The organism is Haloferax sp. Atlit-6N (genome assembly GCF_003383195.1).
Classification (GTDB): Archaea; Halobacteriota; Halobacteria; order Halobacteriales; family Haloferacaceae; genus Haloferax; species Haloferax gibbonsii.
The window spans coordinates 1,512,949-1,534,888 of the sequence record NZ_QEQJ01000001.1 but is presented as its reverse complement, the minus strand read 5'-3'; the positions used below and the strand labels follow the sequence as shown (position 1 = coordinate 1,534,888).

The 21,940-nt window shown below is 67.8% G+C and carries 29 protein-coding genes; 17 read left to right on the top strand and 12 right to left on the bottom strand.

All coding sequences use genetic code 11. The annotated features are described in order from the left end of the window. The first annotated feature begins 91 nt into the window (after positions 1-91). Complete coding sequence (locus DEQ92_RS08005; protein ID WP_004973905.1) at positions 92-403, top strand: hypothetical protein; 312 nt, start codon at positions 92-94, stop codon at positions 401-403. A gap of 81 nt (positions 404-484) precedes the next feature. Continuing rightward, positions 485-673, top strand: a complete 189-nt coding sequence (locus DEQ92_RS08000) for a hypothetical protein (protein ID WP_115804395.1) — start codon at positions 485-487, stop codon at positions 671-673. Positions 674-732: 59 nt separating this feature from the next. Here DEQ92_RS08000 and DEQ92_RS07995 read toward each other — a convergent pair whose 3' ends face one another. Then, on the bottom strand, positions 733-2,733 hold the full coding sequence (locus tag DEQ92_RS07995; protein WP_115820686.1) for a DUF460 domain-containing protein: 2,001 nt from the start codon (positions 2,731-2,733) through the stop codon (positions 733-735). Positions 2,734-2,926: 193 nt separating this feature from the next. Between DEQ92_RS07995 and DEQ92_RS07990 the strand changes: the two genes are divergently transcribed. Further along, positions 2,927-3,916, top strand: coding sequence for a prohibitin family protein (locus tag DEQ92_RS07990; RefSeq protein ID WP_004973902.1), 990 nt, complete (start codon positions 2,927-2,929; stop codon positions 3,914-3,916). Between the two features lie 8 nt (positions 3,917-3,924). Further along, positions 3,925-4,269, top strand: a complete 345-nt coding sequence (locus tag DEQ92_RS07985) for a hypothetical protein (protein WP_004973901.1) — start codon at positions 3,925-3,927, stop codon at positions 4,267-4,269. Between the two features lie 41 nt (positions 4,270-4,310). Here the strand turns inward: DEQ92_RS07985 and DEQ92_RS07980 are convergent, their stop codons facing one another. Both DEQ92_RS07980 and rnz read right to left on the bottom strand, forming a co-directional pair. Then, positions 4,311-5,189: a PhzF family phenazine biosynthesis protein gene (locus DEQ92_RS07980; RefSeq protein WP_004973900.1), complete on the bottom strand. Its 879-nt coding sequence runs from the start codon at positions 5,187-5,189 to the stop codon at positions 4,311-4,313. Positions 5,190-5,237: 48 nt separating this feature from the next. Next, complete coding sequence (gene rnz / locus DEQ92_RS07975) at positions 5,238-6,185, bottom strand: ribonuclease Z (RefSeq protein ID WP_193363454.1); 948 nt, start codon at positions 6,183-6,185, stop codon at positions 5,238-5,240. Positions 6,186-6,326: 141 nt separating this feature from the next. On the opposite strand from rnz, the gene DEQ92_RS07970 reads away from it, so the two are divergent. The 4 genes from DEQ92_RS07970 to DEQ92_RS07960 all read left to right on the top strand — a co-directional run bounded on the left by DEQ92_RS07970 (position 6,327) and on the right by DEQ92_RS07960 (position 9,313). Continuing rightward, entirely contained in the window at positions 6,327-7,352 is a 1,026-nt protein-coding gene (locus DEQ92_RS07970; protein ID WP_004973898.1) for an AAA family ATPase, read from the top strand. Continuing rightward, positions 7,352-7,954, top strand: coding sequence for a protein sorting system archaetidylserine decarboxylase (locus DEQ92_RS07965; RefSeq protein WP_115804396.1), 603 nt, complete (start codon positions 7,352-7,354; stop codon positions 7,952-7,954). Before DEQ92_RS07970 ends, DEQ92_RS07965 begins: the two co-directional genes overlap by 1 nt. Positions 7,955-8,077: 123 nt before the next feature. Further along, complete coding sequence (locus DEQ92_RS23190; RefSeq protein ID WP_147299482.1) at positions 8,078-8,599, top strand: hypothetical protein; 522 nt, start codon at positions 8,078-8,080, stop codon at positions 8,597-8,599. A gap of 261 nt (positions 8,600-8,860) precedes the next feature. Further along, the gene (locus DEQ92_RS07960) at positions 8,861-9,313 is read left to right on the top strand and encodes a hypothetical protein (protein WP_115804397.1); all 453 of its coding nucleotides are present in this window, start codon (positions 8,861-8,863) and stop codon (positions 9,311-9,313) included. Positions 9,314-9,331: 18 nt separating this feature from the next. Here the strand turns inward: DEQ92_RS07960 and DEQ92_RS07955 are convergent, their stop codons facing one another. Next, entirely contained in the window at positions 9,332-9,541 is a 210-nt protein-coding gene (locus DEQ92_RS07955; protein WP_115804398.1) for a hypothetical protein, read from the bottom strand. Between the two features lie 94 nt (positions 9,542-9,635). Next, the gene (locus DEQ92_RS07950; RefSeq protein ID WP_115804399.1) at positions 9,636-10,592 is read right to left on the bottom strand and encodes a methyltransferase domain-containing protein; all 957 of its coding nucleotides are present in this window, start codon (positions 10,590-10,592) and stop codon (positions 9,636-9,638) included. Between the two features lie 158 nt (positions 10,593-10,750). On the opposite strand from DEQ92_RS07950, the gene DEQ92_RS07945 reads away from it, so the two are divergent. The 4 genes from DEQ92_RS07945 (at position 10,751) to DEQ92_RS07930 (ending at position 13,151) form a co-directional block, all read left to right on the top strand. Beyond that, positions 10,751-11,062: a DUF5658 family protein gene (locus tag DEQ92_RS07945; protein WP_004973892.1), complete on the top strand. Its 312-nt coding sequence runs from the start codon at positions 10,751-10,753 to the stop codon at positions 11,060-11,062. Positions 11,063-11,120: 58 nt separating this feature from the next. Then, a complete protein-coding gene (locus DEQ92_RS07940) occupies positions 11,121-11,690 on the top strand; it encodes a TATA-box-binding protein (RefSeq protein WP_004973891.1) in 570 nt (189 codons plus the stop codon). 81 nt (positions 11,691-11,771) lie between these two features. Then, a complete protein-coding gene (locus DEQ92_RS07935; protein ID WP_004973890.1) occupies positions 11,772-12,149 on the top strand; it encodes a hypothetical protein in 378 nt (125 codons plus the stop codon). 33 nt (positions 12,150-12,182) lie between these two features. After that, the gene (locus DEQ92_RS07930) at positions 12,183-13,151 is read left to right on the top strand and encodes a CPBP family intramembrane glutamic endopeptidase (protein WP_115804400.1); all 969 of its coding nucleotides are present in this window, start codon (positions 12,183-12,185) and stop codon (positions 13,149-13,151) included. Between the two features lie 29 nt (positions 13,152-13,180). On the opposite strand, the gene hisG is transcribed toward DEQ92_RS07930, so the two are convergent. The 3 genes from hisG to DEQ92_RS07915 all read right to left on the bottom strand — a co-directional run bounded on the left by hisG (position 13,181) and on the right by DEQ92_RS07915 (position 15,060). Beyond that, positions 13,181-14,026, bottom strand: a complete 846-nt coding sequence (gene hisG, locus DEQ92_RS07925; RefSeq protein ID WP_058826871.1) for an ATP phosphoribosyltransferase — start codon at positions 14,024-14,026, stop codon at positions 13,181-13,183. Between the two features lie 180 nt (positions 14,027-14,206). Then, positions 14,207-14,719 (bottom strand): winged helix-turn-helix transcriptional regulator, encoded by a 513-nt coding sequence (locus tag DEQ92_RS07920; RefSeq protein WP_004045277.1) that lies wholly within the window; start codon positions 14,717-14,719, stop codon positions 14,207-14,209. Beyond that, complete coding sequence (locus tag DEQ92_RS07915) at positions 14,716-15,060, bottom strand: hypothetical protein (RefSeq protein ID WP_004973888.1); 345 nt, start codon at positions 15,058-15,060, stop codon at positions 14,716-14,718. Before DEQ92_RS07915 ends, DEQ92_RS07920 begins: the two co-directional genes overlap by 4 nt. Before the next feature lie 163 nt (positions 15,061-15,223). Between DEQ92_RS07915 and DEQ92_RS07910 the strand changes: the two genes are divergently transcribed. Beyond that, on the top strand, positions 15,224-16,516 hold the full coding sequence (locus tag DEQ92_RS07910; protein ID WP_004973887.1) for an amidohydrolase: 1,293 nt from the start codon (positions 15,224-15,226) through the stop codon (positions 16,514-16,516). Positions 16,517-16,568: 52 nt separating this feature from the next. Here DEQ92_RS07910 and DEQ92_RS07905 read toward each other — a convergent pair whose 3' ends face one another. Next, the gene (locus DEQ92_RS07905; protein ID WP_004973886.1) at positions 16,569-16,880 is read right to left on the bottom strand and encodes a helix-turn-helix transcriptional regulator; all 312 of its coding nucleotides are present in this window, start codon (positions 16,878-16,880) and stop codon (positions 16,569-16,571) included. A 98-nt stretch (positions 16,881-16,978) separates the two neighbouring features. On the opposite strand from DEQ92_RS07905, the gene DEQ92_RS07900 reads away from it, so the two are divergent. Then, complete coding sequence (locus DEQ92_RS07900) at positions 16,979-18,265, top strand: adenosylhomocysteinase (protein ID WP_115820639.1); 1,287 nt, start codon at positions 16,979-16,981, stop codon at positions 18,263-18,265. Positions 18,266-18,305: 40 nt separating this feature from the next. Here DEQ92_RS07900 and DEQ92_RS07895 read toward each other — a convergent pair whose 3' ends face one another. Together DEQ92_RS07895 and DEQ92_RS07890 are read right to left on the bottom strand one after the other, a co-directional pair. Further along, positions 18,306-18,995, bottom strand: coding sequence for a hypothetical protein (locus DEQ92_RS07895; protein ID WP_115820638.1), 690 nt, complete (start codon positions 18,993-18,995; stop codon positions 18,306-18,308). A gap of 61 nt (positions 18,996-19,056) precedes the next feature. Then, on the bottom strand, positions 19,057-19,389 hold the full coding sequence (locus tag DEQ92_RS07890; protein WP_004973876.1) for a multidrug efflux SMR transporter: 333 nt from the start codon (positions 19,387-19,389) through the stop codon (positions 19,057-19,059). A 121-nt stretch (positions 19,390-19,510) separates the two neighbouring features. On the opposite strand from DEQ92_RS07890, the gene DEQ92_RS07885 reads away from it, so the two are divergent. Both DEQ92_RS07885 and hjc read left to right on the top strand, forming a co-directional pair. Further along, positions 19,511-20,299 carry a TrmB family transcriptional regulator gene (locus DEQ92_RS07885; RefSeq protein ID WP_004973875.1) on the top strand — a complete coding sequence of 263 codons (789 nt, stop codon included), beginning with the start codon at positions 19,511-19,513 and terminating at the stop codon, positions 20,297-20,299. A 71-nt stretch (positions 20,300-20,370) separates the two neighbouring features. Beyond that, the gene (gene hjc / locus DEQ92_RS07880) at positions 20,371-20,793 is read left to right on the top strand and encodes a Holliday junction resolvase Hjc (RefSeq protein ID WP_004973874.1); all 423 of its coding nucleotides are present in this window, start codon (positions 20,371-20,373) and stop codon (positions 20,791-20,793) included. Positions 20,794-20,827: 34 nt separating this feature from the next. Here hjc and DEQ92_RS07875 read toward each other — a convergent pair whose 3' ends face one another. Then, positions 20,828-21,475, bottom strand: a complete 648-nt coding sequence (locus DEQ92_RS07875) for an SWIM zinc finger family protein (RefSeq protein WP_050459872.1) — start codon at positions 21,473-21,475, stop codon at positions 20,828-20,830. Between the two features lie 219 nt (positions 21,476-21,694). Between DEQ92_RS07875 and DEQ92_RS07870 the strand changes: the two genes are divergently transcribed. Continuing rightward, positions 21,695-21,898 carry a hypothetical protein gene (locus tag DEQ92_RS07870; protein WP_004973872.1) on the top strand — a complete coding sequence of 68 codons (204 nt, stop codon included), beginning with the start codon at positions 21,695-21,697 and terminating at the stop codon, positions 21,896-21,898. Positions 21,899-21,940: the final 42 nt, after the last annotated feature.

The following is a 21,940-nucleotide window of genomic DNA, read 5'->3' as shown; positions in this document are numbered from 1 at the left end:
CCCGAGACACTCGCCTTGCCTATCTGTAGACGCTTGTGTCCCACCGCGCGCGGGCGAAACGGACAACACGCACCGGTCCCAACTCCGGGTGATGTCCGACTCAGGAAACACGACGCGTGCGCCCGTCATCATCTTCGCCGCGCTCATCCTCGTCGTCTTCGGTCTGCTCGCGGCCATGTGGGCGTCGGTCCGCGGCGGCGACCTCCTCCCGTACATCCTCGGCTTCGCGGTCTACTTCCTCGCGTTCCACATCTACCTCCCCTATCGGGTCCACAAGGACGCGACGTTCAAGGGGCGAAACGCGACGTTCTGGGCCGCCTTGGCCTTCTTCGTGCCGCTCGTCGGCGCGGCGCTGTACTTCGTGGTCGCCGTCGTCGTCGGCCACGACGCGACTGTGGAGTGACGACCCTCGGCGGCCGCGACTCTCGTCATCGTCTTCAGTGGTGCCAGAACCGATTTATGAACAGCCACGCACCCCGTCAGTATGCCCTCCGCCGACGCGAACCCAATCCGTCGATGGCTCATGGTCATCTCGCTGTTTCTCGCTCTCCTCACCTACCTCGTCTCGTCGAGTGGGACCGGCGTCTACCTCGACAATGTCATCCACCTCGTCTCGGGCGGTGCTGCGTTGGCTATCGGTCTCTTGTTAGCCGCCTCAGTCGTTAGAACGTGACCGCAGGGGCGCAACCGTGAGCGAGTCTCGACCTGTCCGAGTGCCGAACCTTCGGTCGGTCACCGCCGGTTCTCGGCGCGATGCTCGGAGATAATCTGGTCCACCATCTCCTCGCGCTGTTCCTTCTGTCGCTCCTCGGCGCGTTCCTCCCAGTCCTCGATGGCGGCGGCCACCTCGGACTCCTTCGCCACGGCGAGTTCGTCTATCTCCTGAATCGTCACGCCGTCGGCGGGCGCGACCGGAATATCGGCCTCGAACAGCACCTCGTCCGCGACCTCCGAGAGATTGCCCGACCGGAGGACGACCTTGGGGTCGAACTCGGCGAGTCGCTCGGCGGTCGTCCGCCCGGCCCCGCTGGCGTCGCGGAGGTAGACCACGTCGCCCGCGGCGATGCCGTACTCCTCGACGGTGTGGTCGAGCGCGCCGTTGGTGAACTGTTCGACGATTTTGACGGGCACGAGGCTTCCGTCGGTGTTCACGTCCGCGAAGTTCGAGTGGTCGAGCTTCCACAGCGACTTCAGTTGGTCGAGCTTGTCTGCGAGTTCCGCCTTGTCGGATTCGAGCGATTCGACGTTCCGCTCTAACCGGCCGTTCTCGCGTTCCAGTCGGGTGACTTCGCGGCGCTCGCGGGCCTCGCGGCGCTCCTCGCGGCGAGCGTCGGAGAGTTCCTGCTTGTACTCCTCGATGGTCTCGTCTTTCTCCTCGATGGTCGACTTCAGGTCCTCGACGTGCGATTCGAGGCGCTCGACCCGCGACCGCAACTCCCGAATCTCGCGTTCTTCGGGCGTGAGTTCGGGCTCCTCGTGAGCCTCCTCGTCGGCGTCGTCGGGGTCGCCCCCGTCGCCGTCGTCGGCCATCTCGCGGAGAACGGCCTCGACCGACTCCTCGCTGGCGAGGACGCGGGCGATGACCTCCTCGCGGTCCACGTCGGCGGGCACCTTCCGGGAGATGCGCTCGAACTGGTCTTCGTGGGCGTCGAAGGCGAACAGCGCCGCCGCGAGGGCGTCGCGCTCGTGGTCGTTGTCGTAGTCGATGTCGCGGGTCCGGTGGAGCTTTTCGTCGACGGGGATGTCGCTCGCGGGGGCCCAGCCGGCGGCGTCGAAGCTCCGCCGGAACTTCTCGACCGTCTCGGGCATCGGCTGCACGTCGGCGGCGACGAGACTGGGTCGCCCGCGCTCGATGAGCCACTCGATGACGGCGGCGGTGTCTGCGGTCCGCGTCGAGTGCACGTCGAGGACGCGCCCGTCGAGGCCGACGACGGCGACGGCCGTGGTCGTGCCGGGGTCGATGCCGACGATGACGCGGTCGCGGCGCTTCACGAGCGGTTCGAACTCGATGCCGTCGCGGCGCTCGCGCTCGATTTCGACGCGGGTGTCGCCCGAGCGGTGGGTCGATACGGGGATGTCCTCGGGGCGCGCTTCGACGGTGAAAAGCGCCTGCGAGTAGCCGCCGTACTTCTCGGTCACGTCCCGCTCGTAGTCGAGATTGGCCTCCTTCAGCGAGGACTCGACCTCGCGGGACTGCTGTTTGACCGACCCGTGGATGCGGCGCGTGTAGCGGTCCTGACTCCACCCGCCCTTGCCGGTCGAGCGGCCGCGAGAGACCTTCACGGTCGTCGTGTTCTCGAAGGCGGCGACCTCGTAGCCGACGTTGGCGAGGGCGAGCCGGGCCGCGGCCTCGGCCTCCTTCATCGGGTCTTTGCCGTAGGGGACGCCGTGACGCGAGGCGACCCGCGAGAGCGGTTCCGGTCGCTCCGCGCCGGTCACTTGCACCAACTGCGTCCCGTGGGGGAGCCACCGCAGGAAGCGGACCAAATCGTCCTTGTCGGTCGCCAACTCGTACATGTTGTCCGTGGCGACGACGCGCGGTTCGTCGCGCTCGATGAGGCGGCGTAACTTGCGGAAGGAGACCACGTCTCGTTCGATTCGGACCTCGTCTGACTCGGTGTCTCGGGTGTCCAACACGACCAGCGCGTACGACGGCGAGTCGCCGCGGATATCGCCGCTCTGGATGTCGACGCCGAAGACGACCGAGTCGAGCGCACTCGTCCGGTCGTTCACGACGGCGACTAGGGTCGCGCCGGATATATACTCCACGCCGGTTTCGAGCGTCGACTCGTCTCGGGTGTCGCGGTTGCGCGACTCGGCCGACGAGGCCGCTGGCACCGACAACGCCGGTGCCGCCGCGGATATCGCCGCCGCGACCCGCGATTGACACGAAACAAACAAGTCTCGGCTATTTGAAAGTAGAGTGATGAGTTCTGATATCCCCGACCCGCCGTCGGTGACCTCCCGGTCGCTGACGCGCATCGCCCTCATCGGTGTCGTCGCCCTCCTCCTTATCGCCGCCCCCATCGCCGGGCTCCTCGCGTGGGAACCCGTCGAGGAGGGGAACGTCAAGGTCGTCAAGAAGTGGGGCGCGACCACCGGCACCGTCTTCGAACCCGGTGCGCACTTCATCAACCCCGTCTCGCAGTCGACCTCGTCGCTGTCGGTGCGACCGCAGTCGTACACGATGTCGTCGTCGACGAGCGAAGGCGACAGGCGCGGCGACGACGCCATCACCGTCCTGACCGAGGACGGCCTCCGGACGGACATCGACGTGACCGTCCGCTACCGCATCGACGCCGGCCAGGCGGTCGAGTTCTACCGCAACTACCGGACGCTCGCCACCGCCGAAGAGCGCCTGATCCGCCCGTCGATTCGGTCGGTGCTCCGGACCGAAGCGGGTCGACTGCCCGTCACCGTCATCTACACCGGCGAGGGCCAGACCCAGTTGAAGGCCGCCGCCGAGCGGGAACTCGCAGAGGAGTTCGCCGACGACGGCCTCATCCTCGAAGCGGTGCAGGTCCGCAACGTCGAACTCCCCGCCGAGTACGCGCAGGCGGTCGAACAGAAGGAAATCACCGAACAGCGCCGCCAGCAGAAGCAGGACGAACTCGCCGTCGAGGAGTTGGAGGCCGAGCGCAAGCGCATCGAGGCGCAGGGACAGGCCGACGCCAACCGCATCCTCGCGGAGTCGCTGTCCGACGAGGTGCTGGCCCAGAAGTACATCGAGAAACTCGACGAGACGGACACCGTCTACATCCCGGTCGGCGACGGCGGCTACCCGCAGTTCGTCCGGTCGCTCGATAGCGACGGGTCGTCCTCGTCGGGTTCGTCCGCCGGTTCGTCGTCGGGTGATACCTCGGCGTCGTCGAGGTCGTCGACCTCGTCCGGCTCCGAAAACGAGACGAGCAACTGACGCCGTCGATGCGTCTCCTCCGTGAACTGGCCGTCGCGGTCATGTTGCTCGTCATCGTCGGCGTGCTCGCGCGCTCCGGCGCCGGCCGGTTCGTCCTGCCGGTCGTCGCCCTCGCGGTCGCCGCGGCGCTCGTCGCGCTCCTGTCCAAGCGCCCGGCGTATCCACGGACGGCCGTCGGCCCGCGGACGAGAATCATCGAGTCGGCCGCCGAGTCCGCGGACGTCGCCTGCGTCGAGTGCGGGTCACCCGCGACGACGCGCCGGCGCTACGTCCGCGAGTGGGTCGTCCTCGGGGTCCCCGTCGTCCTCCTCGACGACGGCGAGAACCCGGTCTGCGACGCCCACCGGGACTGAATCGGTCCCTTTTTCGACTCTGTTCCCCGCTCAGCGGCCGCTCAGACGAGTCTCCCCTTCGAGACGAACTCGACGCGCCCGCCGACGCGGACCGCCACCTCGCCGCCTCGGTCCTCGGCTTCGAGGTAGAGCTGCGACGGACGGCCCATCTCGTAGCCCTGCTCGACCGTGACCTCGATTTCGTCGTCGTCGAAGTAGCGATGACGGGCGAGATAGCCCGCCAAACAGCCGTTCGCGCTACCAGTCGCGGGGTCCTCGGCGACGCCGTGGCCGGGGGCGTACATCCGCGCCGCGAAGTCGTTCGCGTCGTCGCGGGGGTCCGGACAGAACAGAAAGAGGTTCTCGACGCCCACGTCGTCGAAGAACGAGCGGTACGCCGGAACGAACACCTCGCTCCGGGCGAGGGCGTCGCGGTCGCAGAGCGGAATCATCACCGCTGGCAGGCCGGTCGAGACGACCTGTATCGGCCAGTCCGCGTCGAAGTCGGCCGCATCGAGCGACAGCACCTCCGCGAGCGTCTCGCGGTCGAGTTCCGCGCCGAACTCCGGGGCGTTTTGCGTCATCCAGTACTGCTCGTCGTCGCTGCCGTCGGACCGAACTTCGACCGAGATGGGACCGACGCCGAGGTTCAGCGTCACCTCGTCGCCCGCCCCGAAGTGCTCGCGGAGGACGGCGGCCGTCCCGAGCGTCGGGTGTCCGGCGAACGGAATCTCGCCGTCCGGCGTGAAGATGCGAACGTCGTAGCCGTCGTCGGGCGACCCTCCCTCGATGAACGTCGTCTCCGAGTAGTTCATCTCGTTGGCGAGCGCGGCCATCTGCTCGGAACTGAGCGCGTCCGCTCCCTCGAAGACGGCGAGCTGGTTCCCGGCGTACCTCGCCGTGGCGAACACGTCGACGGTGTGGAAGGCGTTCTGCGGCACACCGACGGATGCGCCCGGCCGGGAGAAAAGCGTACCGCGGCCCGCGGGCTACTCGCCGGTCTCGGCTCCGCCGCCGTCGCTGTCGGCGTACGGAACCTCCAGTTTCTGGCCGTCCTCGGCGACGAACGCCTCGCCGTCGTAGACCTCGCGGGCCTGTTCGAGAAGCGGGCTCGGGTCGGCGGCGTACCGGGCGGAGATGTGCGTCAGCGCGAACCGGCGAACGTCGGCGTCGCGGGCGATTCGGGCGGCCTCGCGGGCGGTCGAGTGCGCGGTCTGTTTCGCCCGCTCCGCCTCCTCGTCGGTGAACGTCGCGTCGTGGACGAGCAGGTCGGCGTCGCGGGCGACTTCGACGGTCGAATCGAGCGGGCGGGTGTCGCCGGTGTAGACGACGGTTCGCCCGGGTCGGGGGTCGCCGACGACCTGCTCGGAGCGCACGACCGTGCCGTCTTCGAGTTCCACGTCCTCGCCGGCGTGGAGGCGACCGAACGCCGGGCCGACGGGAACGCCGAGTTCCTCGGCCTTCTCGCGGTCGAACCGCCCGGGGCGGTCGTCTTCGACGAGTGCGTAGCCGACCGAGGCGGTCCGGTGTTCGGTGTCGAACGCGCGGACCTCGTAGTCGTCGGCGCGGTAGGCGACGTTGCCGGGGCGGACCTCGTGGACGGAGACGTGGAAGCCGGGTTGATAGCCGCCCGCGTGGACGAGCTTTTCGAGGTGGCGCTTGCTCCCCGGCGGGCCGTGGATGGCCAGCGAGGCGTCGCGGTCGTTGAAGTCGAGCGTCTGAATCAGGCCGGGGATGCCGAGGATGTGGTCGCCGTGGAGGTGGGTGACGAACAGGTGGCTGACGCCGAACCCGGTCCCGTAGCGCATCATCTGGCGTTGGGTGCCCTCCCCGCAATCGAACAACAGGCGCTCGCCGTCGCGGTTCACGAGGAACGCGCTCGGCGCACGCGCCGTGGTGGGGACGGCCCCGCCGGTCCCGAGGAAGGTCGCGCGCATGGACATGCACCACAATGATAGCGGCGGGACTAAACGTGCGTCGAATCGGTCGCGGCTTCGGGGCTCGCCCGCAGGAAGCCCGAGTCCGTCCGACGGTCCGGACCGACCGATTCTTACCCGACCGTCTGCTACCGGAGTCCAATGGACGCGCCGCTGTGGACCGAGACGCACGCGCCGGGGCTCGAAGACCTCCCACAGCCGGAGGTCCGCGAACGCCTCCGACGCGCCGTGGACGAACCGATGAACCTCGTCGTGCAGGGCCCGCCGGGCGTCGGCAAGACCGCCGCCGTTCGCGCGCTGGCTCGCGAGGCGCATTCGGACCCCGAAAACGACCTCATCGAACTCAACGTCGCGGACTTCTTCAACCGGACGAAAAAGCAGATTCGCGCCGACCCGCGGTTCGAGCAGTTCCTCGACGGCCGCAGTCGCATGGCGAAACGCGACATGATAAACCGCGTGCTGAAGGAGTCTGCCAGCTACGCCCCGATGTCCGGCGAGTACAAGACCATCGTCCTCGACAACGCCGAATCCATCCGCGAGGACTTCCAGCAGGCGCTCCGCCGCGTGATGGAACAGCACCACCGGACCACGCAGTTCGTCATCACCACCCGCCAGCCCTCGAAGCTCATCCCGCCGATTCGCTCGCGGTGTTTCCCGGTTCCCATGCCCGCGCCGGACGACGACACCCTCGAAACCCTCCTCGCCGACATCCTCGACGCCGAGGGCGTCGACTACGACGACGGCGGCCTCCAGTTCCTCACCGACGCCTCTAACGGGAACGTCCGCAAGGCCATCCTCTCGGCCCAGCGGACGGCCACCGAAGCCGACGAGGTCACGATGTCCACGGTCCACGCCGCCCTCGGCGACGTGGGCTTCGACGACGAACTGAAGACGCTCCTCATCAACGCCCGCGAGGGCGACATCAAGGACGCCCGCAAGACCCTCACGACGCTCCTCGACGACGAGGGCTACGAGGGACAGGAGCTCCTCCGCGACATCCTCCGCGTCGCCGACTCGACCCCCGAGCGCTTCGCAGACGGCGAACTCGCCCGCCTGCACGTCCTCGCCGGGCAGGTCGACCTCGACATCTCGACGGGTATCGACGACCGCCTGCACATCACCCACCTCCTCACGAGTTGGGGCGCGGACGTCCGCGGCGAGGCATAATGAAGTTCGCACCAGGCTACCGACGGTTCGCGCTCCCCGCCTTCGTCGGCGCGGCGCTCGCGGCGTTCGTCTTCCCGCCGCTCGGGGCCGTTCTCCTCGCTGTGGGCGCGCTCGTCCTCTGGTTCTTCCGCGACCCCGAGCGCTCGCCGCCCGACGACTCGGGCGTCGTCGCCCCCGCCGACGGGCGCGTCTCCGTGATTCGCGTCGAGGACGGCCGCGTCCGCGTGGGCGTGTTCATGAACGTCACCGACGTGCACGTCAACCGCGCGCCCGTCTCCGGCGCGGTCCGAACCGTCACCCACCGCCCCGGCGCGCACAAACCGGCGTTCTCGAAGGACTCCGACCGCAACGAGCGCGTCGACATCGAACTCGACACCGACGAGGGCGACCACGAAGTGTCGCTCATCGCCGGGGCGTTCGCCCGCCGGATTCACTCGTACGTCGCACCCGGCGACGAACTCGTCCGCGGGCAGAGACTCGGCCACATCGACTTCGGCTCGCGGGCCGACGTGCTGTTGCCGCCGGAGTACGGCTCCGACGACGTGGTCGTCGAGAAGGGCGAGTCGGTGCGGGCGGGCGAGACGGTGTTGGCGCGGCGTTGATTCGGTAATTCGGTTATTTTTGTCATCTGGCCCCACAGCCTGAGACTCATCACGGCCTGTCGCCCTCTGCGGCTCAACTACTCATAAGAAAATAATATTATAGATTGCATTATTATGTGACGTATGGGTGTCGTGAGGAGAGAGGGCAGTTGGCGGCTCGAAAAGAAGCAAGACGGGGTGTACGAAGTTACTGACAACAAGCGTCTTAAGATGAAAGTTGTCACGTCGGATTACGTTCCCAGCGACTTCTCCGACGAACGAAATGACTTCTCGGTTCCGGTCCGAGAGGTAGAGTCTTTCTCTGAGGCTGAAGCGCTGTTCGAAACTGTCGCGAGTACCGAGAGCGGGAGCAGTTCGTCCTCATTCGCACAGCCGGATGCTGATTCTAGTGTTTGGTCCTCTTCGTCGGGGGGAACACCAGATTGGGAGCCACAACGACTACCTCCTGCGGGAATCGCTTTCGTCGGTTTTCTCAGCGGCTCTATTGTAGTCAACCAGAGCGGGTTCCAACCCCGGTCTACGACGTTCATTGTCGGAGTCGGTCTCCTGTTAGTCGGGGTTGTAGTGACTGCCGCTGCGATACTGAAGTATAGGGAGGGTGGACTCGATGCCGCACTCGAATTCTTACGGTCGTCAGAAAGTTGATGGCCGAACCTCGACCTGACACGGGGTTGTTCGCGACGGAAAACACGCTATTGGTGCCGTAGCTGTCTGTCCCGAGCTAATGACTGATAGACCACTACTGGGACAGCTGTTCAACTTCCCAGCTAACATCGTCTGCTTCATCGAGCCACAGCCAACCAGCAGTCACCTCGTATTTAGGGGCGAACCCGCTCATCTTGCTGTCACGAAGTTGGTGACAAACGAGCGCACAAGGCACTTAACATGATGTCTGAATTATGTCTCATGCAGCGCAGACGGATCCTCGCGTCGCTCGGTTCGCTCGCTCTCCTCTCCGGGTGTCTCGGTAGTCCATCCATATCCTCGTCTGAGACGACGACCGAAACGACGACCACAACCGCCCCCGACCCAGAGACGACCGAATCCGGACAGACCGCGACCACCACGGACGAGTGTGGCTGGCCGCAGTTCTGCGAGGGTTCGGAACTCGTTCGAGTGCGGGTCAGCGGCGACTTCTCCGGCGAAGTCGTGCTGAAGCCCGCGTGCCGCGAGGACGATATCGGACTCTCGCCGGGCGAGACGAAGACGCTCACCCGGGAGGTCGACGCCGAGACCTGCGACGTGACGCTCCTCGTCGACGGCGAGGTGGCGTACGACGAACGGATTCAGGACTACGAGTACGTGATGTTGCGCGTCGGCTCGGACGGGGAACTCACGCTTCAGAAGGAAGAGCTGTAGCGGCCTCGTCCACCACAACTACCGGAGCCCCTCGACGGCGAGCATCGCCAGCGAGCCGAGGAGCGAGAGGACCGCAACCACGAGCGCGAACAAGTAGTACGGACTCGACCCGTCCGGATACGTCAGGAGCGAAAACAGCAGAAACGACGACCCCATGGCGACGACGACCATCGCTCGCGGGTCGGGGTCGTACGCCTCGACGAGGATTTCTCGAACTGTCCTCAACATGCGTTCGCTTCGACGTACTCGCTGATAGTCCTGTCGAGCGATTGACCGGAGAACCGCCGGCCGCGACCGAACCCATCGACGCCGCCGATTCCGACTACCGGTGCAGCAGATGCACGTACCGCACCAGCGACCGGTGGACTCGGCGCTCGAACACGCGTTCGACCTCCCAGCCGGCGTCTTCCGCTTCCTCGGTCCACGACCGGTCGGCGACCATCACGCACTCGGGGGCGACTCGGCGGACCTCCGCCAGCGCCCCGCCGACGAGGTCCGAAAGCGAGTGGCGGGCAATTTTCGACTGCCGGCCGTAGGGAGCGTCGAACACCGCGCCGTCCATCGAGTCGTCGCGGAGGGGGAGCGCGGTGGCGTCGCCACGGATTACGTCGCCGTCGCCGACGTAGTGACGCAGGTTCTCGCGCGCGCCGCCGACCATCTTCGCTTGGGCGTCGACGCCGACCACGTCGGCGCCGACGAGGCCCGCTTCGAGGAGGACGCCGCCGGTGCCGCACATCGGGTCCAGAATCCGGGCGCCGGGCTCCGCGCCGGCCATGTTGACGAAGGCGCGGGCGTCCACGGGCGCCATGCTCCCCGGCTGGAAGAACGGTCGGTCGGTCGGCTTTCGGTCGGCGAAGTCGCGGACGGCCTTGACCGCGGTCCAGCCGACGAGACAGGCGTCCTCGGAGAAGTAGGCCCGAAGCTCGTGGTCGGGGTCGTCCAAATCGACGCCGAAGCCGCGGTCGACGAGCGCCGAGCCGAGTTCGCGCTCGGCGTCGGTCGTGCTGATATCCGTGAGACCCCGCACGTCTCGGGCGCGGACGGCGACGGTCCCCTCGCGGTCGACGTTCGCGGCCGCGACGACGGCGCGCGCGGCGTCGATATCGGGTTCGCAGCGACCGACCAGTTCGACGACGCGCCGGGTGTAGGCGAGTCGCCTCGCGCGCTCCGGTTCGACGCCGCGGGCGGTGGCGAGGCCGGGGGCGACGACCGTCACGCCCGTCGCGGCCGACTCGGCCTCGCGGGCGGCGAAGTCGTCTTCCTCGCCGGCGAGTTCCAATCCGTACACGCTCGGACCTGACGGGCCGCGGAAATGAGGGTATCGGTCGTCGTCGCTCCCGCGAGCGCGGTGACGCGCACCCCGACCGATGGCGACGCCGCCGAACGTGACAATCCGGCGACGGCGAGACTTATAGTGGCCGCTCCGAATCCACCCGCATGGCCTCTCTCGACGCCATCCTCTGGGGCGCGGCGGCGCTCGCCTACGGCCTCGGCGACTACGTCACGACCGTCCTCGGTGTCAGGATGGCCGGCGTGCAGGAAGGGAATCCAGTCGTGCGACTCATCTCGGGTGGCGACCCCGGACCCGGCTCGTTCGCGGTGTTAAAACTCGTCTCGGTCGCCCTGTTCTTCGCCACCTACTGGGTGCTCAGACCGGCGGTCGCACGACTCGCGGTTCCCATTTCCTTGACACTTCTCGGTGCGGTCGTCACCGTTCGGAACGTCCGGATTATTCGTCGCCGCGCGTAAGCTGTCAATTCCTTGCACCAATCTTTTTAAACCTTAAATACGTGCCTTAAATCGTTGCATGACCGACCCCAAGGACACAATCAACATCGAAAACGTCGTCGCCTCCACGGGAATCGGCCAAGAGCTCGACCTCCAGAGCGTGGCGATGGACCTCGAGGGCGCCGACTACGACCCCGAGCAGTTCCCGGGACTCGTCTACCGCACCCAAGAGCCGAAGTCCGCGGCGCTCATCTTCCGGTCCGGAAAAATCGTCTGTACCGGCGCGAAGTCGACGGATGACGTGCACGAGAGCCTCGAAATCGTCTTCGACAAGCTCCGCGAGCTTCAGATACCGGTCGACGACGACCCCGAAATCACCGTCCAGAACATCGTCACGAGCGCGGACCTCGGCGAGAACCTGAACCTCAACGCCATCGCCATCGGCCTCGGTCTCGAGAACATCGAGTACGAGCCCGAACAGTTCCCTGGACTCGTCTATCGTCTCGACGAACCGAGCGTCGTCGCGCTTCTCTTCGGGTCGGGCAAGCTCGTCATCACGGGCGGGAAGAAGCCGGAAGACGCCGAAGCGGCGGTCGACGTCATCATCTCGCGCCTCTCCGAACTCGGTCTCCTGAACGGGTCGTTCTAACCTCTCCGAGTCCCGCGACCGCGCCGCGTAACCGGGACCCGAATCGACCGAACCTAAGTCAGTCGCGTCCCTCGGACCGGTATGGACGCGCTCACCTTGCAGACGGCCGCCGGTGCGCCGGTTACGGCCGTCGCCGGAACGTTCGCGCTGTTCGCGCTGTTCCTTTCTCTCACCGCCCACATCGCCGCGCGGAACGTCCTCGGCGACGTGGAACTCAAGAAGGCGTTCGCCGTCGGGCCGGTTCCCGCGGCCATCGCCGTCGTCTTCACCACCTTCGGCTGGAACTCCTTCGTCGCGCTCGCGCTCGCAATCGGGCTCGACTTCGGCTTCGTCAAGTACCTCTACGGCCGGTCGAACCGCCTGTCGGCGTACGTGGTGACCATCCACTTCGTCGTCTCGGTACTCCTCGGCCTCGTCCTGTTCGGTCTCACCGTCATCCTGACGAGCGCGCCCATCTGAGGCTGCGCTCGCGTCCCTTCTCGCCGTACTTTCTTGCCCGCGGCCGCTGAATCACCCGTCGTGTCTCCCCGTCGCCTCCTCTGGAACGACATGGAACGCCGGCCGCGAGCCCCGTTTCGACTGCTCGCGACGCCCGTCGTCTTCGTCCTCGTCTCGCTCGTGGTCGCCGTCTCGCTCTCGGCCGCCCTCGGCGGTCTCGCCGAATCAAGTCGACTCGTCGCGCTCGTCGTCTCGCTCGTCTCTGTTGGGGCGAGCGGTCTCGCCGCCCTCGTCGTCGCGCGGTACGTCGACCGGCGGACCGTCGCGGACCTCGGTCTCCGGTTCGACCGCGAGTGGGCGGTCGACCTCGCGTTCGGCCTCGCGCTCGGAACTGGGTTGATGACCGCCGTCTTCGTCGTCGGCGTCGCGGCCGACTGGATTGCGGTCTCCTCCGTCCCGCTCGGCGTCGACCGACTACTCGGCGTCGGCTCGCTCCTCGCGTTCTTCGTCGTCGTCGGCATCGCCGAGGAACTCCTGCTCCGGGGCGTCGTCCTCACCGACGTCGCCGAGGGCCTCCGCTGGCGATTCGGCCCGGACGCGGCGGTCGCCGGCGGCCTCGTGGTCTCGTCGGCGGTGTTCGGCGTCGCTCACTACACGAACCCGAACGCGGGGTTCGCCAGCACGACCAGCATCACCCTCGCGGGCGTCATGCTCGGCCTCGGCTACGCGCTCACCGGTGACCTCGCCATCCCGACGGGAATCCACATCTCGTGGAACTTCGTGCAGGGCGGCGTCTTCGGCTTCGCGGTCAGCGGCCTCGACTTCGGCACGTCGCTCGTCGAGACGACGGAACGGGGCCCCGACGTGATTACCGGCGGCGCGTTCGGCCCGGAGGCCGGCCTGCTCGGCGTCGGCGCGATACTGCTCGGCGCGGTCTGTATCGCGGCCTACGTCCGGGCGCGCCGCGGCGAACTCGGGTTCGAGCCGTCGGTCACGGTGCCGGACCTGCGCTGGAAGAAATAACACGCACGACGGGTACGCGGCCGCGTCGCTTACTCGACTAACCGCTCGATTTCGGTGACGAGGATGCCGCTCGCGCCGACGTTCTTCAGGTCGCTGACGACCTCGAACACGTCGCGTTCGTTCACGACGGCGTGGACGGCGACCGTCGAGTCGCCGGCGACGTCCATCACGGTCGGACCGCCGAGGCCGGGGATGACCTCCTTCACCTCGTCGAGTTTCTCGCGCGGCGCGTTCATCATCAGGTAGCGCTTGCCCTCCGCGGAGCGGACCGATTCGAGCGCCATGAGCAACTGCTGGACCTTCGGGTCGTCGACCACGTCGGGGCGGGCGAACAGCCGGACCGACGACGACAGCACCTCGTCGATGACCGCGAGGCGGTTCACCCGCAGGGTCGTCCCGGTCGAGGTGATGTCGATGATTGCGTCGGCCATCTCGACGTGCGGCGTCAGTTCGGTCGCGCCCGTGACCTCCACGACCTCGGCGTCGATGCCCTCTTCCTCGAAGTAGGTCCGCGCGATGTGCGGGAACTCGGTGGCGACGACTTTGCCCGACACGTCTTCGACGGTCTCGATGTCGCCGTCCTCGGGCGCGGCGAGGACGAGCCGACACTTGCCGTACTCCAAATCGAGCAGGTCTTCGAGTTCGTGGCCCGACTCGCGGACCTGGTCGAGGCCCGTGATGCCGACCTCGGCGGCCCCGTCGCGGACGTACTCGGGGATGTCGGCGGCGCGGGCGAACAGCACGGTCACGTCGGGGTCGACGGTCCCGGCGTAGAGTTTGCGCTCGGCACCGTTGTCGAGGTGCAGCCCCGCACGCTCCAGGAGTTCAATCGTCGGTTCGTGCAGGCGGCCCTTGTTGGGCACGGCGATTCGCATACCTCTCCGTCTCGTCCCGGAGGTAATTGACTTTCGCAAGCCGGAACGGTTTTTGACACGTCGACGAACTGTCAGCCATGGCTCCCGTCACGTTCGCCGGCGCGGACGAGGTGTAGAACCGTCGGTCTGGTGACTGGGGATAAAACTAACCGACGAAGAGTGTCGGCAGACGACCCGCGGCTATCCTTCGACGAGGTGGTCGAGCAGGCGGTCGAACCGGTCGACGAACCGCTCGGGGAGCGACGGGGACACGTCGTCTAACAGTCGGGTCGTCCGCTCGGGGTGGGTGAGGACGAGCGTCACGCGGTTGTGCAGGTCGCGTTCCTTCCGGACCACGTCGCGTTCGACGAGGTGGTCGAGGTGCCACTCCAGCGTGCTGCGGGCGACGCCGATGTCGTCGGCCACGTCGTCGGGGCGGGCGTCGCCGTGTTCGAGGAGGTGGCCGAGGATGTCGCGGGCGGTCTCCCGGCGGACGAGCGCGAGCGCGCCGCGCTCCCACGCGTCGAACTCCGGGGGGAAGTAGTGCGTCCGACCGTAGAACTCGGAGCGGCGGACCGTCTCGTCGGAGAGCAGTCTGCGGACGTGGTGTTGTACCTGGCCGGGAGCGAGGTCGAGCGCGCGAACGAGCTCGTTGAAGTGGACTCCCGGGTTGTGCTTGATGTGGTCGGCGACGCGGGTTCGTGTCTCACTCATGGGTCGTTGACCCCCGCCTCGCGCTCGATGCTCCGGGCGTAGTAGATGGCCGCGAGGACGAGCCCGGCCATCACGAGGTCCAAGAGGTGTTCGACCACGTGGTGGTCGAAGTCCGAGAGGACGCCGCCGAGCGTCAACGCGGCGACGGCCGCCCGCGACGCGAACGCCAAGAGCGCCAGCGCGACGAGCAGGTGCGACCGCGTCCGCCGCCGGAGGAAGACGGCGACGCCGAGCGCGGCCAGCGTCACCGACGAGACTCCCGCCAGGACGACGACCGCGGTCATCCACGGACTGCCTTGGACGTGCCCCGGAACGAGCGCGAGGTTCCACGGGGGCTCCATATCCCCCCATACTGGGGGTCCGAACCTAAGGGGGCGTGCTCGTTCTCGATTTTCGGGAATCGGACTACCGCCGGTATTCGGCCCGCTCACCGGCGAAACCGACGGTCGGCTCTCGCGGCCGCGAGACGGTGGATTCACCACCCCGCCGACCCGAACGAGCGACATGAACACGCTCCGAATCGCGGGCGGACAGGTGCTCCGCCCCGACGCGACGGTCGAGGACGCGGACGTACTCGTGGACCGAGACGAGGGGACCATCCTCGACATCGGCGCGGACCTCGACGCCGACGCCGACGAGACGCTCGACGCCGAGGGCTGTCTCGTCACGCCCGGTCTGGTGAACGCCCACTGCCACGTGGCGATGACGCTCCTGCGCGGCTACGCCGACGACAAGCCGCTCGACGCGTGGCTCCGCGAGGACATCTGGCCCGCCGAGGCCGCGCTCACGCCCGAGGACGTGCGCGTCGGCGCGGAACTCGGCCTCGTGGAGATGATTAAGTCGGGGACCACCGCGTTCGCGGACATGTACTTCCACGTCCCCGAGGTCGCCGCCGCGGTCGACGAGGCCGGCCTCCGCGCCCGCCTCGGCCACGGCGTCGTCACGCTCGGGAAAGACGACGAGGACGCGCGGGCCGACATCGACGAGAGCCTCGACGTGGCCCGCGAGTTCGACGGCGCGGCCGACGGCCGGATTCGGACCGCCGCGATGCCGCACTCGCTGACGACGGTCGCGGAGGACTTCCTCCGCGAGTTCGTCGCCGACGCGCACGCCGAGGACATCCCGGTCCACTACCACGCCAACGAGACGACGGACGAGGTCGACCCCATCGTCGACGAGCGCGGCGAGCGCCCGCTGTCGTACGCGAAGGAACTCGGCATGCTCACCGCCGACGACTTCCTCGCCCACGGCGTCCACGTCGACGACGCGGAAATCGACCTCCTCGCCGACGCGGGCACCGGCGTCGTCCACTGCCCGGCGTCGAACATGAAACTCGCCTCCGGCATGGCTCCCGTCCAGAAACTGCTCGACGCGGGCGTCACGGTCGGTCTCGGAACCGACGGCGCGGCCTCGAACAACGACCTCGACATGTTCGACGAGATGCGCGACGCCGCGATGCTCGGGAAACTCGCCGCCGACGACGCGAGCGCCGTCGCGGCCGGCGACGTGGTGCGGATGGCGACCGCCGGCTCGGCCGACGCCATCGACCTCCCCGGCGGCGCGCTCGAAGTCGGCGGCGCGGCCGACCTCGCCGTCGTCGACCTCGACGCCCCGCACCTCACGCCCGCCAACGACCTCGTGAGTCACCTCGCGTACGCCGCCCGCGGCTCCGACGTTCGCCACACGGTCTGCGACGGCCGGGTGCTGATGCGGGACCGCGAGGTGCTGACGCTCGACGAGGACGCCGTGATGGCCCGCGCCGGCGAGGCGGTCGCGTCGCTCCGCGAGCGCGTCTGAATCGCCGCCGTCCGGTTCGCCGCCTCCGCCGCCGCACTGACCTCCGACCCCGCTACCCGGCCAACTCGATGCGCAGTCCGTCGTCGGTCACGCTGACCTCCATGCGCTCGAACGTCCGGTGGTACTGCGCGACGTGTCGTCCGTCGCTGTGGTCGACCATGATGGATTTCTCGAACAGCGACGCCTCGTGGAGCCGCTTGACCTCCCGATAGGCGGTCGACAGCGGCACGTCGGCCCGACAGCTCAGCTCCTTGACCGTCAGCGGCTCGTCGGCGACGCGCAAGAGGTCGGGAACCGCGGGGGCGCTCATCAGGGCGAACAGCTCCTGTTCGGCGACCGTCTTGCCGTTGTCTATGACGAGCATCGGCCCTCGGCGATACAATCTCCCCGTTGACACTTGTAGATTCGGGGGCGGCGACCGCCTTCGGTAGGGTTTTCGGACCCCTCTCCGAACCCACGGGTATGAGCGAACACTACGCTCCCGTCTCCGAGCACCTCGACGACGTCGAGGCCGCCCGGACCGAGGGACGACGCAAGATGGACTGGGCGCTCCAGCACATGCCCATCCTGCAGGAACTCCGCGAGCAGTTCGAGTCGGAACAGCCGCTCGACGGCGAGGTCGTCGGCATGGCGATGCACGTCGAGGCGAAGACGGCGAACCTCGTCGAACTGCTGGCGCTCGGCGGCGCGGAAGTCGCCATCACCGGCTGCAACCCGCTTTCGACCCACGACGACGTCTCGGCGGCGCTCGACGCCAACGACGACATCACCTCCTACGCCGTCCGCGGCGTCGACGAGGAGGACTACTACGCGGCCATCGACGCCGTCATCGCCCACGAGCCGACCGTCACGGTCGACGACGGCATGGACATGGTCTTCACCATCCACGAGGAGTACCCCGAACTCATCGAGACCATCGTCGGCGGGGCCGAAGAGACCACGACCGGCGTCCACCGCCTCTGCGCGATGGACGAGGACGGCGAACTGAACTACCCCGTCTTCGCCGTCAACGACACGCCGATGAAGCGCCTGTTCGACAACGTCCACGGCACGGGCGAGTCGTCGCTGGCGACCATCGCCATGACGACGAACCTCTCGTACGCCGGCAAGAACGTCGTCGTCGGCGGCTACGGCTACTGCGGCAAGGGCGTCGCCAAGAAGGCGTCCGGCCAGAACGCGAACGTCATCGTCACCGAGGTCGACCCCCGCCGCGCGCTCGAAGCCCACATGGAGGGCTACGACGTGATGCCGATGGAGGAGGCCGCGACGGTCGGCGACGTGTTCATCACGACCACCGGCAACCGCGACGTCATCACCCGCGAGGACTTCGAGAACATGAAAGACGGCGTCTTGCTGGCGAACGCCGGGCACTTCGACATCGAAATCGACCTCGACGCGCTGTCGGACCTCGCCGTCGACGAGTACGAGGCCCGTGACGGCGTCGACGCCTACGAACTCGAAGACGGCCGCCGGCTGAACGTCCTCGCCGAGGGCCGCCTCGTCAACCTCGCGTCGCCCATCGCGCTCGGCCACCCGGTCGAGGTCATGGACCAGTCGTTCGGCGTGCAGGCCGTCGTCGTCCGCGAACTCGTCGAGAACGGCGACGCCTACGACGCCGGCGTCCACGACGTGCCCGACGAACTGGACCGCGAGGTCGCCGAAATCAAGCTCGAAGCCGAGGGCATCGAGTTCGACTCGATGACCGACGAACAGCGCGAGTACATGGGTAGCTGGGCCCACGGAACGTAAGCCGGCTCGCTCGCCCACCACCCCGCACACTGACCGCTTTTTACTCTTCTCGACCGCGCTCGGTCCACTCGCCGGCCCGCCAGACGCACGCGACGCCGCCTATCCACGCCGCGAGCCGCATCGCGTCGATAGCCGCGTCGGACGGCGCTTTCCACCCCCAGCCGGTCGGGACGCGCTCGCTTTCGACCGGTTCGACGACGTAGTACTGGCCGTCGTGTCTGACGTAGTGAGACCGCGCCTCGTACGCGTGCTCTTCGGTCACGGTGCTACTGCCGTTCCGGACGGCCTCGCGGACGTGGTGTGGAACCTCGTCGAGGTCCTCCGAGAGGTCGCGTTTCACCGCCTCGGTCGAAACCGGGTGGAGCGAGAGCGTGAGGGTGCGCCCGTCGAGCGTCGCGTTGGGTTCGAAGTAGCGGCCGTCGGTCCGGACGTAGTCGAACGACCAGAACTCCGAGTAGACGTCGCGGTCCGGGTTCAACTCGAGTTCCACCGGGTCGCCGCGGGCCATGTCGATGATGCCGGCGCACTCCGCCGACTGGAGGGGGTTCCACCCGCACGATTTGACCCGATAGAACGCGTCCGCGGTGTGCGGGGGGTAGTCCACCGCCGACGCCTCGTAGGTGTACGTCTTCTCGTAGGAGACGCCGTCGGGATAGAGGTACAGCGGGTTCGCGAGGAGGGCGACCCCGAGGACGAGGAGGACGACGGCACGCCGGTTCTCGCGGTTCATACGGGGAACTGTCCGTCAGCCGACTCAAAGCTCTGGTGGCGCGTCCGCTTCGACGCCGGCGTCAGTGCGCGGCCATCTCCGAGAGGACGTTGACGCAGTAGACGCCCGCGAGGATGAGAAGCAGGCCGACGACGCCAGTCAGGTCGACCGGTTCGTCGAACACGACGACGCCGATGGCCGCGACGCCGACGATGCCCAGCGCGGCCCACGTCCCGTACACCACGCCGATGGGGAGCTCTTCAAGCGTCAGCGAGACGAGGTAGAACGCGAGCCCGTAGCCGACCACCACGCCGAGGCTCGGGAGGGGCTTGGAAAAGCCCGCGGACAGTTTGAGCGCGGTCGTTCCGACCAGCTCCGACGCGATTGCGCCGGCGAGTAACGCGTACGGGTTCATGCCCGTCGGTCCCGCCACGACCCCGATGAGCGTTCCGCAATCGCCCGCCACTTGCGGTCCGTTGCTCGCCGCCGAACAAGAAATATCAAACTACTAACTCGTGGACGAGAGAGTCCCGACCATGACTGAACTCGGGGAACTCGGCCTGTCGAACTACGAGGAGAAGGCGTACCGGACGCTCCTCGTCACGGGTGCCGCGACGGCCGCGACCGTCTCGGACGCGAGCGGCGTCCCGAACGGCCGTGTTTACGACGTGCTCAACGGGCTTCGGGCGCGCCGGTTGGTCCGAGCGCAGTCGACCCAGCCGACGCGGTACGCCGCCGTTGACCCGGCCGCGGCGGTCGAGCGACTGCTGGCCGAACGCGCCGCGGAACTGCGTGAGGAGTGGACGCGGTACCGCGACGTGGCCGACGCGGTCCGGTCGAACCTCCTGCCGACGCCACCGGCCGACGGGAGCGTCTGGCTCGGCCGTCTCGGCGGCGACGAGATGCGGACGGCGATGCACGAGCACGTGCGGGCGGCGACCGAGTCCGTCTCGGCCGCGGTCGGCCCGCCGTACGAGCGGGCCTCGTGGGAGACGCTCCGCACGGAGTTCGACGCGTTCTTCGAGGGCGCTCGCGACGACCTCGACGTGTCGCTGCTCCTCAGCGACCCCGTGCTCGACTCGCTCCCCGACGAGTTTCGGGAACTCGTGGCGTCGAAGCCGCAGACGGTCCGAGTCCGGTGCTTGCCGAGCCTGCCGGTCTCGTTCGACGTCGTCGACGGGACGGTCGCGTCGGTCGACATTCCGCACCCACAGTCCGCCGCCGACCGCCTCGGCGTCGTCGTGGTGACGGACGCGGGGGTCGTCGACGAGTTCGCTCGCCAGTTCCGAGCGCTGTGGCCCGACGCCGTCCCGCTTTTCGAGTGACGCCGGCGGTCCGGCGGCGCTCTCGAACGACGTTCGCCCCATTTATCACCGCCCGCGGCCGACTCCCGACCATGTCTTCGAACAGAAAGGGAGACCGACGCGAGCGCGAACTCGTCAACCGCCTCGACGAGGCCGGCTTCGCGGTCATGCGCGCGCCCGCCTCCGGGAGCGCGACGACGCGCGAACTCCCCGACGTGCTCGCGGGCAACGGCGAGGTGTTCTACGCCATCGAGGCGAAGGCCTCCAGCGGTCGCCCCATCTACCTCGACGGCGAGGAGGTCGAAGCGCTCATCTACTTCTCGCAGAACTTCGGCGCGAAGGCCCGCATCGCCGTCCGATTCGACCGCGAGGACTGGTACTTCTTCCACCCCGGCGACCTCTACGTGACCGACGGCGGGAACTACCGCGTCAAAAAGGAGACGGCGCTGGCGGAGGGCGAGGACTTCGAGTCCTTTACCGGCGGACCGACGCAGACCAAACTCGGCGACGACTGAGGTCGCGGCGCGGCGTCTCGTTCTCCGCGTTCGCTCACGCCCGAGCGAGTCGCTCGCCGAGCGTGCGAGCGCCGACGAAGCCGCGCTCGACGCGGCTGAGCCGCGAGGCGGGGAACCGATAGGCGTGCAGTCCGCCGAGGTCCGAGAGGCCGGCGTTCACCGGCAGCGAGTCCAGATAGACCGCCTCGAACACCGGTTCGTGGTCGCCGTAGTCGCGGTTGCTCTCGAACGCGGCGACGAGTTTCCCCGTCTCGGTCGGCGTCTCGTCGGCTCGGGTGCCGAGCGCCCGCGTGACGACGAGGAGGCCGCCGCTCTCGCGGTCGCGGACGAGGTCGCCGGCGCGGTGTTCGTGGTCGCGGCAGAGCTGGGGCCCCGTCGCGTCCATCGGGACGAACGTCTCGTCGCCGCAGACGGCGCAGGTGGCGCTCCGGCGGCCCGGCGGCGGGACCTCGCCGCGGGTGATTTCGATGGCGACCCGGCGGAGGTGCTTGCAGCGGGCGTGTCGGATGGCGTTGTCGGGGCAGGTGCAGGTGCGAGCCTCCACGTCGACGACGTAGGTGCCGCCGTCGGTCTCGACGACGTAGCGCCCGTCGCGGAGCGGCCGGACGGCCATCGGCTCGACGCGGGCGCGGCGGGCGCGACCGGCCAGTCCGTCGGACGGGAGCGTGGTCTTGCGGCGCACCGGGCGGCGAGTCGACGCGGGTGTGTGTGCGATGTGCGTCATGGTGGTGCGGGATTCCGACCCTACCAGCGGCTGTTCGGGGTCAGTTTCCGTCACCTGCGTATAGGTTCTCGAACGACCTAAACCCTCGTTTCACGTGGAAAATCGGGCGCGTGAGTGGCTCTCGTCGGGCATCCGCCCATCGAAGACCTTTTAGAACGGCCGCGGATACGTCGTCGCATGGCTATCGAAGCGGAGATGCGGCGGAAGATTGCCGTCTCCATCGTCGCGGTCGGGGTGTTTATCGCCCTCATCGTCGGCATCGGTGCGACCTACAACCAGAGTGGACTCATCTCCACCGGCGGGTTCGCACTCGTCGGCGCTATCACGGCGTTCGTGCTCGTGATGGCTGGTATCGGCGTTTGGCTGTCGCGTTCTTCCTAATCCTCTCGGTCGGTTTCGGCGACCCCGTCGCCGTCGCGCCAG

What these genes read in the sequence shown, in the direction of transcription:
- DEQ92_RS23190 (WP_147299482.1), top strand. Translation starts at nt 8,078, where the DNA reads ATGGGTGTCGTGAGGAGAGAGGGCAGTTGGCGGCTCGAAAAGAAGCAA.
- DEQ92_RS07915 (WP_004973888.1), bottom strand. Translation starts at nt 15,060, where the DNA reads ATGGAGCCCCCGTGGAACCTCGCGCTCGTTCCGGGGCACGTCCAAGGC.
- DEQ92_RS07960 (WP_115804397.1), top strand. Translation starts at nt 8,861, where the DNA reads ATGCAGCGCAGACGGATCCTCGCGTCGCTCGGTTCGCTCGCTCTCCTC.
- DEQ92_RS07895 (WP_115820638.1), bottom strand. Translation starts at nt 18,995, where the DNA reads ATGAACCGCGAGAACCGGCGTGCCGTCGTCCTCCTCGTCCTCGGGGTC.
- DEQ92_RS07905 (WP_004973886.1), bottom strand. Translation starts at nt 16,880, where the DNA reads ATGCTCGTCATAGACAACGGCAAGACGGTCGCCGAACAGGAGCTGTTC.
- DEQ92_RS07985 (WP_004973901.1), top strand. Translation starts at nt 3,925, where the DNA reads ATGCGTCTCCTCCGTGAACTGGCCGTCGCGGTCATGTTGCTCGTCATC.
- DEQ92_RS07990 (WP_004973902.1), top strand. Translation starts at nt 2,927, where the DNA reads ATGAGTTCTGATATCCCCGACCCGCCGTCGGTGACCTCCCGGTCGCTG.
- DEQ92_RS07965 (WP_115804396.1), top strand. Translation starts at nt 7,352, where the DNA reads ATGAAGTTCGCACCAGGCTACCGACGGTTCGCGCTCCCCGCCTTCGTC.
- DEQ92_RS07970 (WP_004973898.1), top strand. Translation starts at nt 6,327, where the DNA reads ATGGACGCGCCGCTGTGGACCGAGACGCACGCGCCGGGGCTCGAAGAC.
- DEQ92_RS07890 (WP_004973876.1), bottom strand. Translation starts at nt 19,389, where the DNA reads ATGAACCCGTACGCGTTACTCGCCGGCGCAATCGCGTCGGAGCTGGTC.
- DEQ92_RS07910 (WP_004973887.1), top strand. Translation starts at nt 15,224, where the DNA reads ATGAACACGCTCCGAATCGCGGGCGGACAGGTGCTCCGCCCCGACGCG.
- rnz (WP_193363454.1), bottom strand. Translation starts at nt 6,185, where the DNA reads ATGCGCGCGACCTTCCTCGGGACCGGCGGGGCCGTCCCCACCACGGCG.
- DEQ92_RS07900 (WP_115820639.1), top strand. Translation starts at nt 16,979, where the DNA reads ATGAGCGAACACTACGCTCCCGTCTCCGAGCACCTCGACGACGTCGAG.
- DEQ92_RS07955 (WP_115804398.1), bottom strand. Translation starts at nt 9,541, where the DNA reads ATGTTGAGGACAGTTCGAGAAATCCTCGTCGAGGCGTACGACCCCGAC.
- hisG (WP_058826871.1), bottom strand. Translation starts at nt 14,026, where the DNA reads ATGCGAATCGCCGTGCCCAACAAGGGCCGCCTGCACGAACCGACGATT.
- DEQ92_RS08005 (WP_004973905.1), top strand. Translation starts at nt 92, where the DNA reads ATGTCCGACTCAGGAAACACGACGCGTGCGCCCGTCATCATCTTCGCC.
- DEQ92_RS07920 (WP_004045277.1), bottom strand. Translation starts at nt 14,719, where the DNA reads ATGAGTGAGACACGAACCCGCGTCGCCGACCACATCAAGCACAACCCG.
- DEQ92_RS07945 (WP_004973892.1), top strand. Translation starts at nt 10,751, where the DNA reads ATGGCCTCTCTCGACGCCATCCTCTGGGGCGCGGCGGCGCTCGCCTAC.
- DEQ92_RS07940 (WP_004973891.1), top strand. Translation starts at nt 11,121, where the DNA reads ATGACCGACCCCAAGGACACAATCAACATCGAAAACGTCGTCGCCTCC.
- DEQ92_RS07885 (WP_004973875.1), top strand. Translation starts at nt 19,511, where the DNA reads ATGACTGAACTCGGGGAACTCGGCCTGTCGAACTACGAGGAGAAGGCG.
- hjc (WP_004973874.1), top strand. Translation starts at nt 20,371, where the DNA reads ATGTCTTCGAACAGAAAGGGAGACCGACGCGAGCGCGAACTCGTCAAC.
- DEQ92_RS07935 (WP_004973890.1), top strand. Translation starts at nt 11,772, where the DNA reads ATGGACGCGCTCACCTTGCAGACGGCCGCCGGTGCGCCGGTTACGGCC.
- DEQ92_RS08000 (WP_115804395.1), top strand. Translation starts at nt 485, where the DNA reads ATGCCCTCCGCCGACGCGAACCCAATCCGTCGATGGCTCATGGTCATC.
- DEQ92_RS07870 (WP_004973872.1), top strand. Translation starts at nt 21,695, where the DNA reads ATGGCTATCGAAGCGGAGATGCGGCGGAAGATTGCCGTCTCCATCGTC.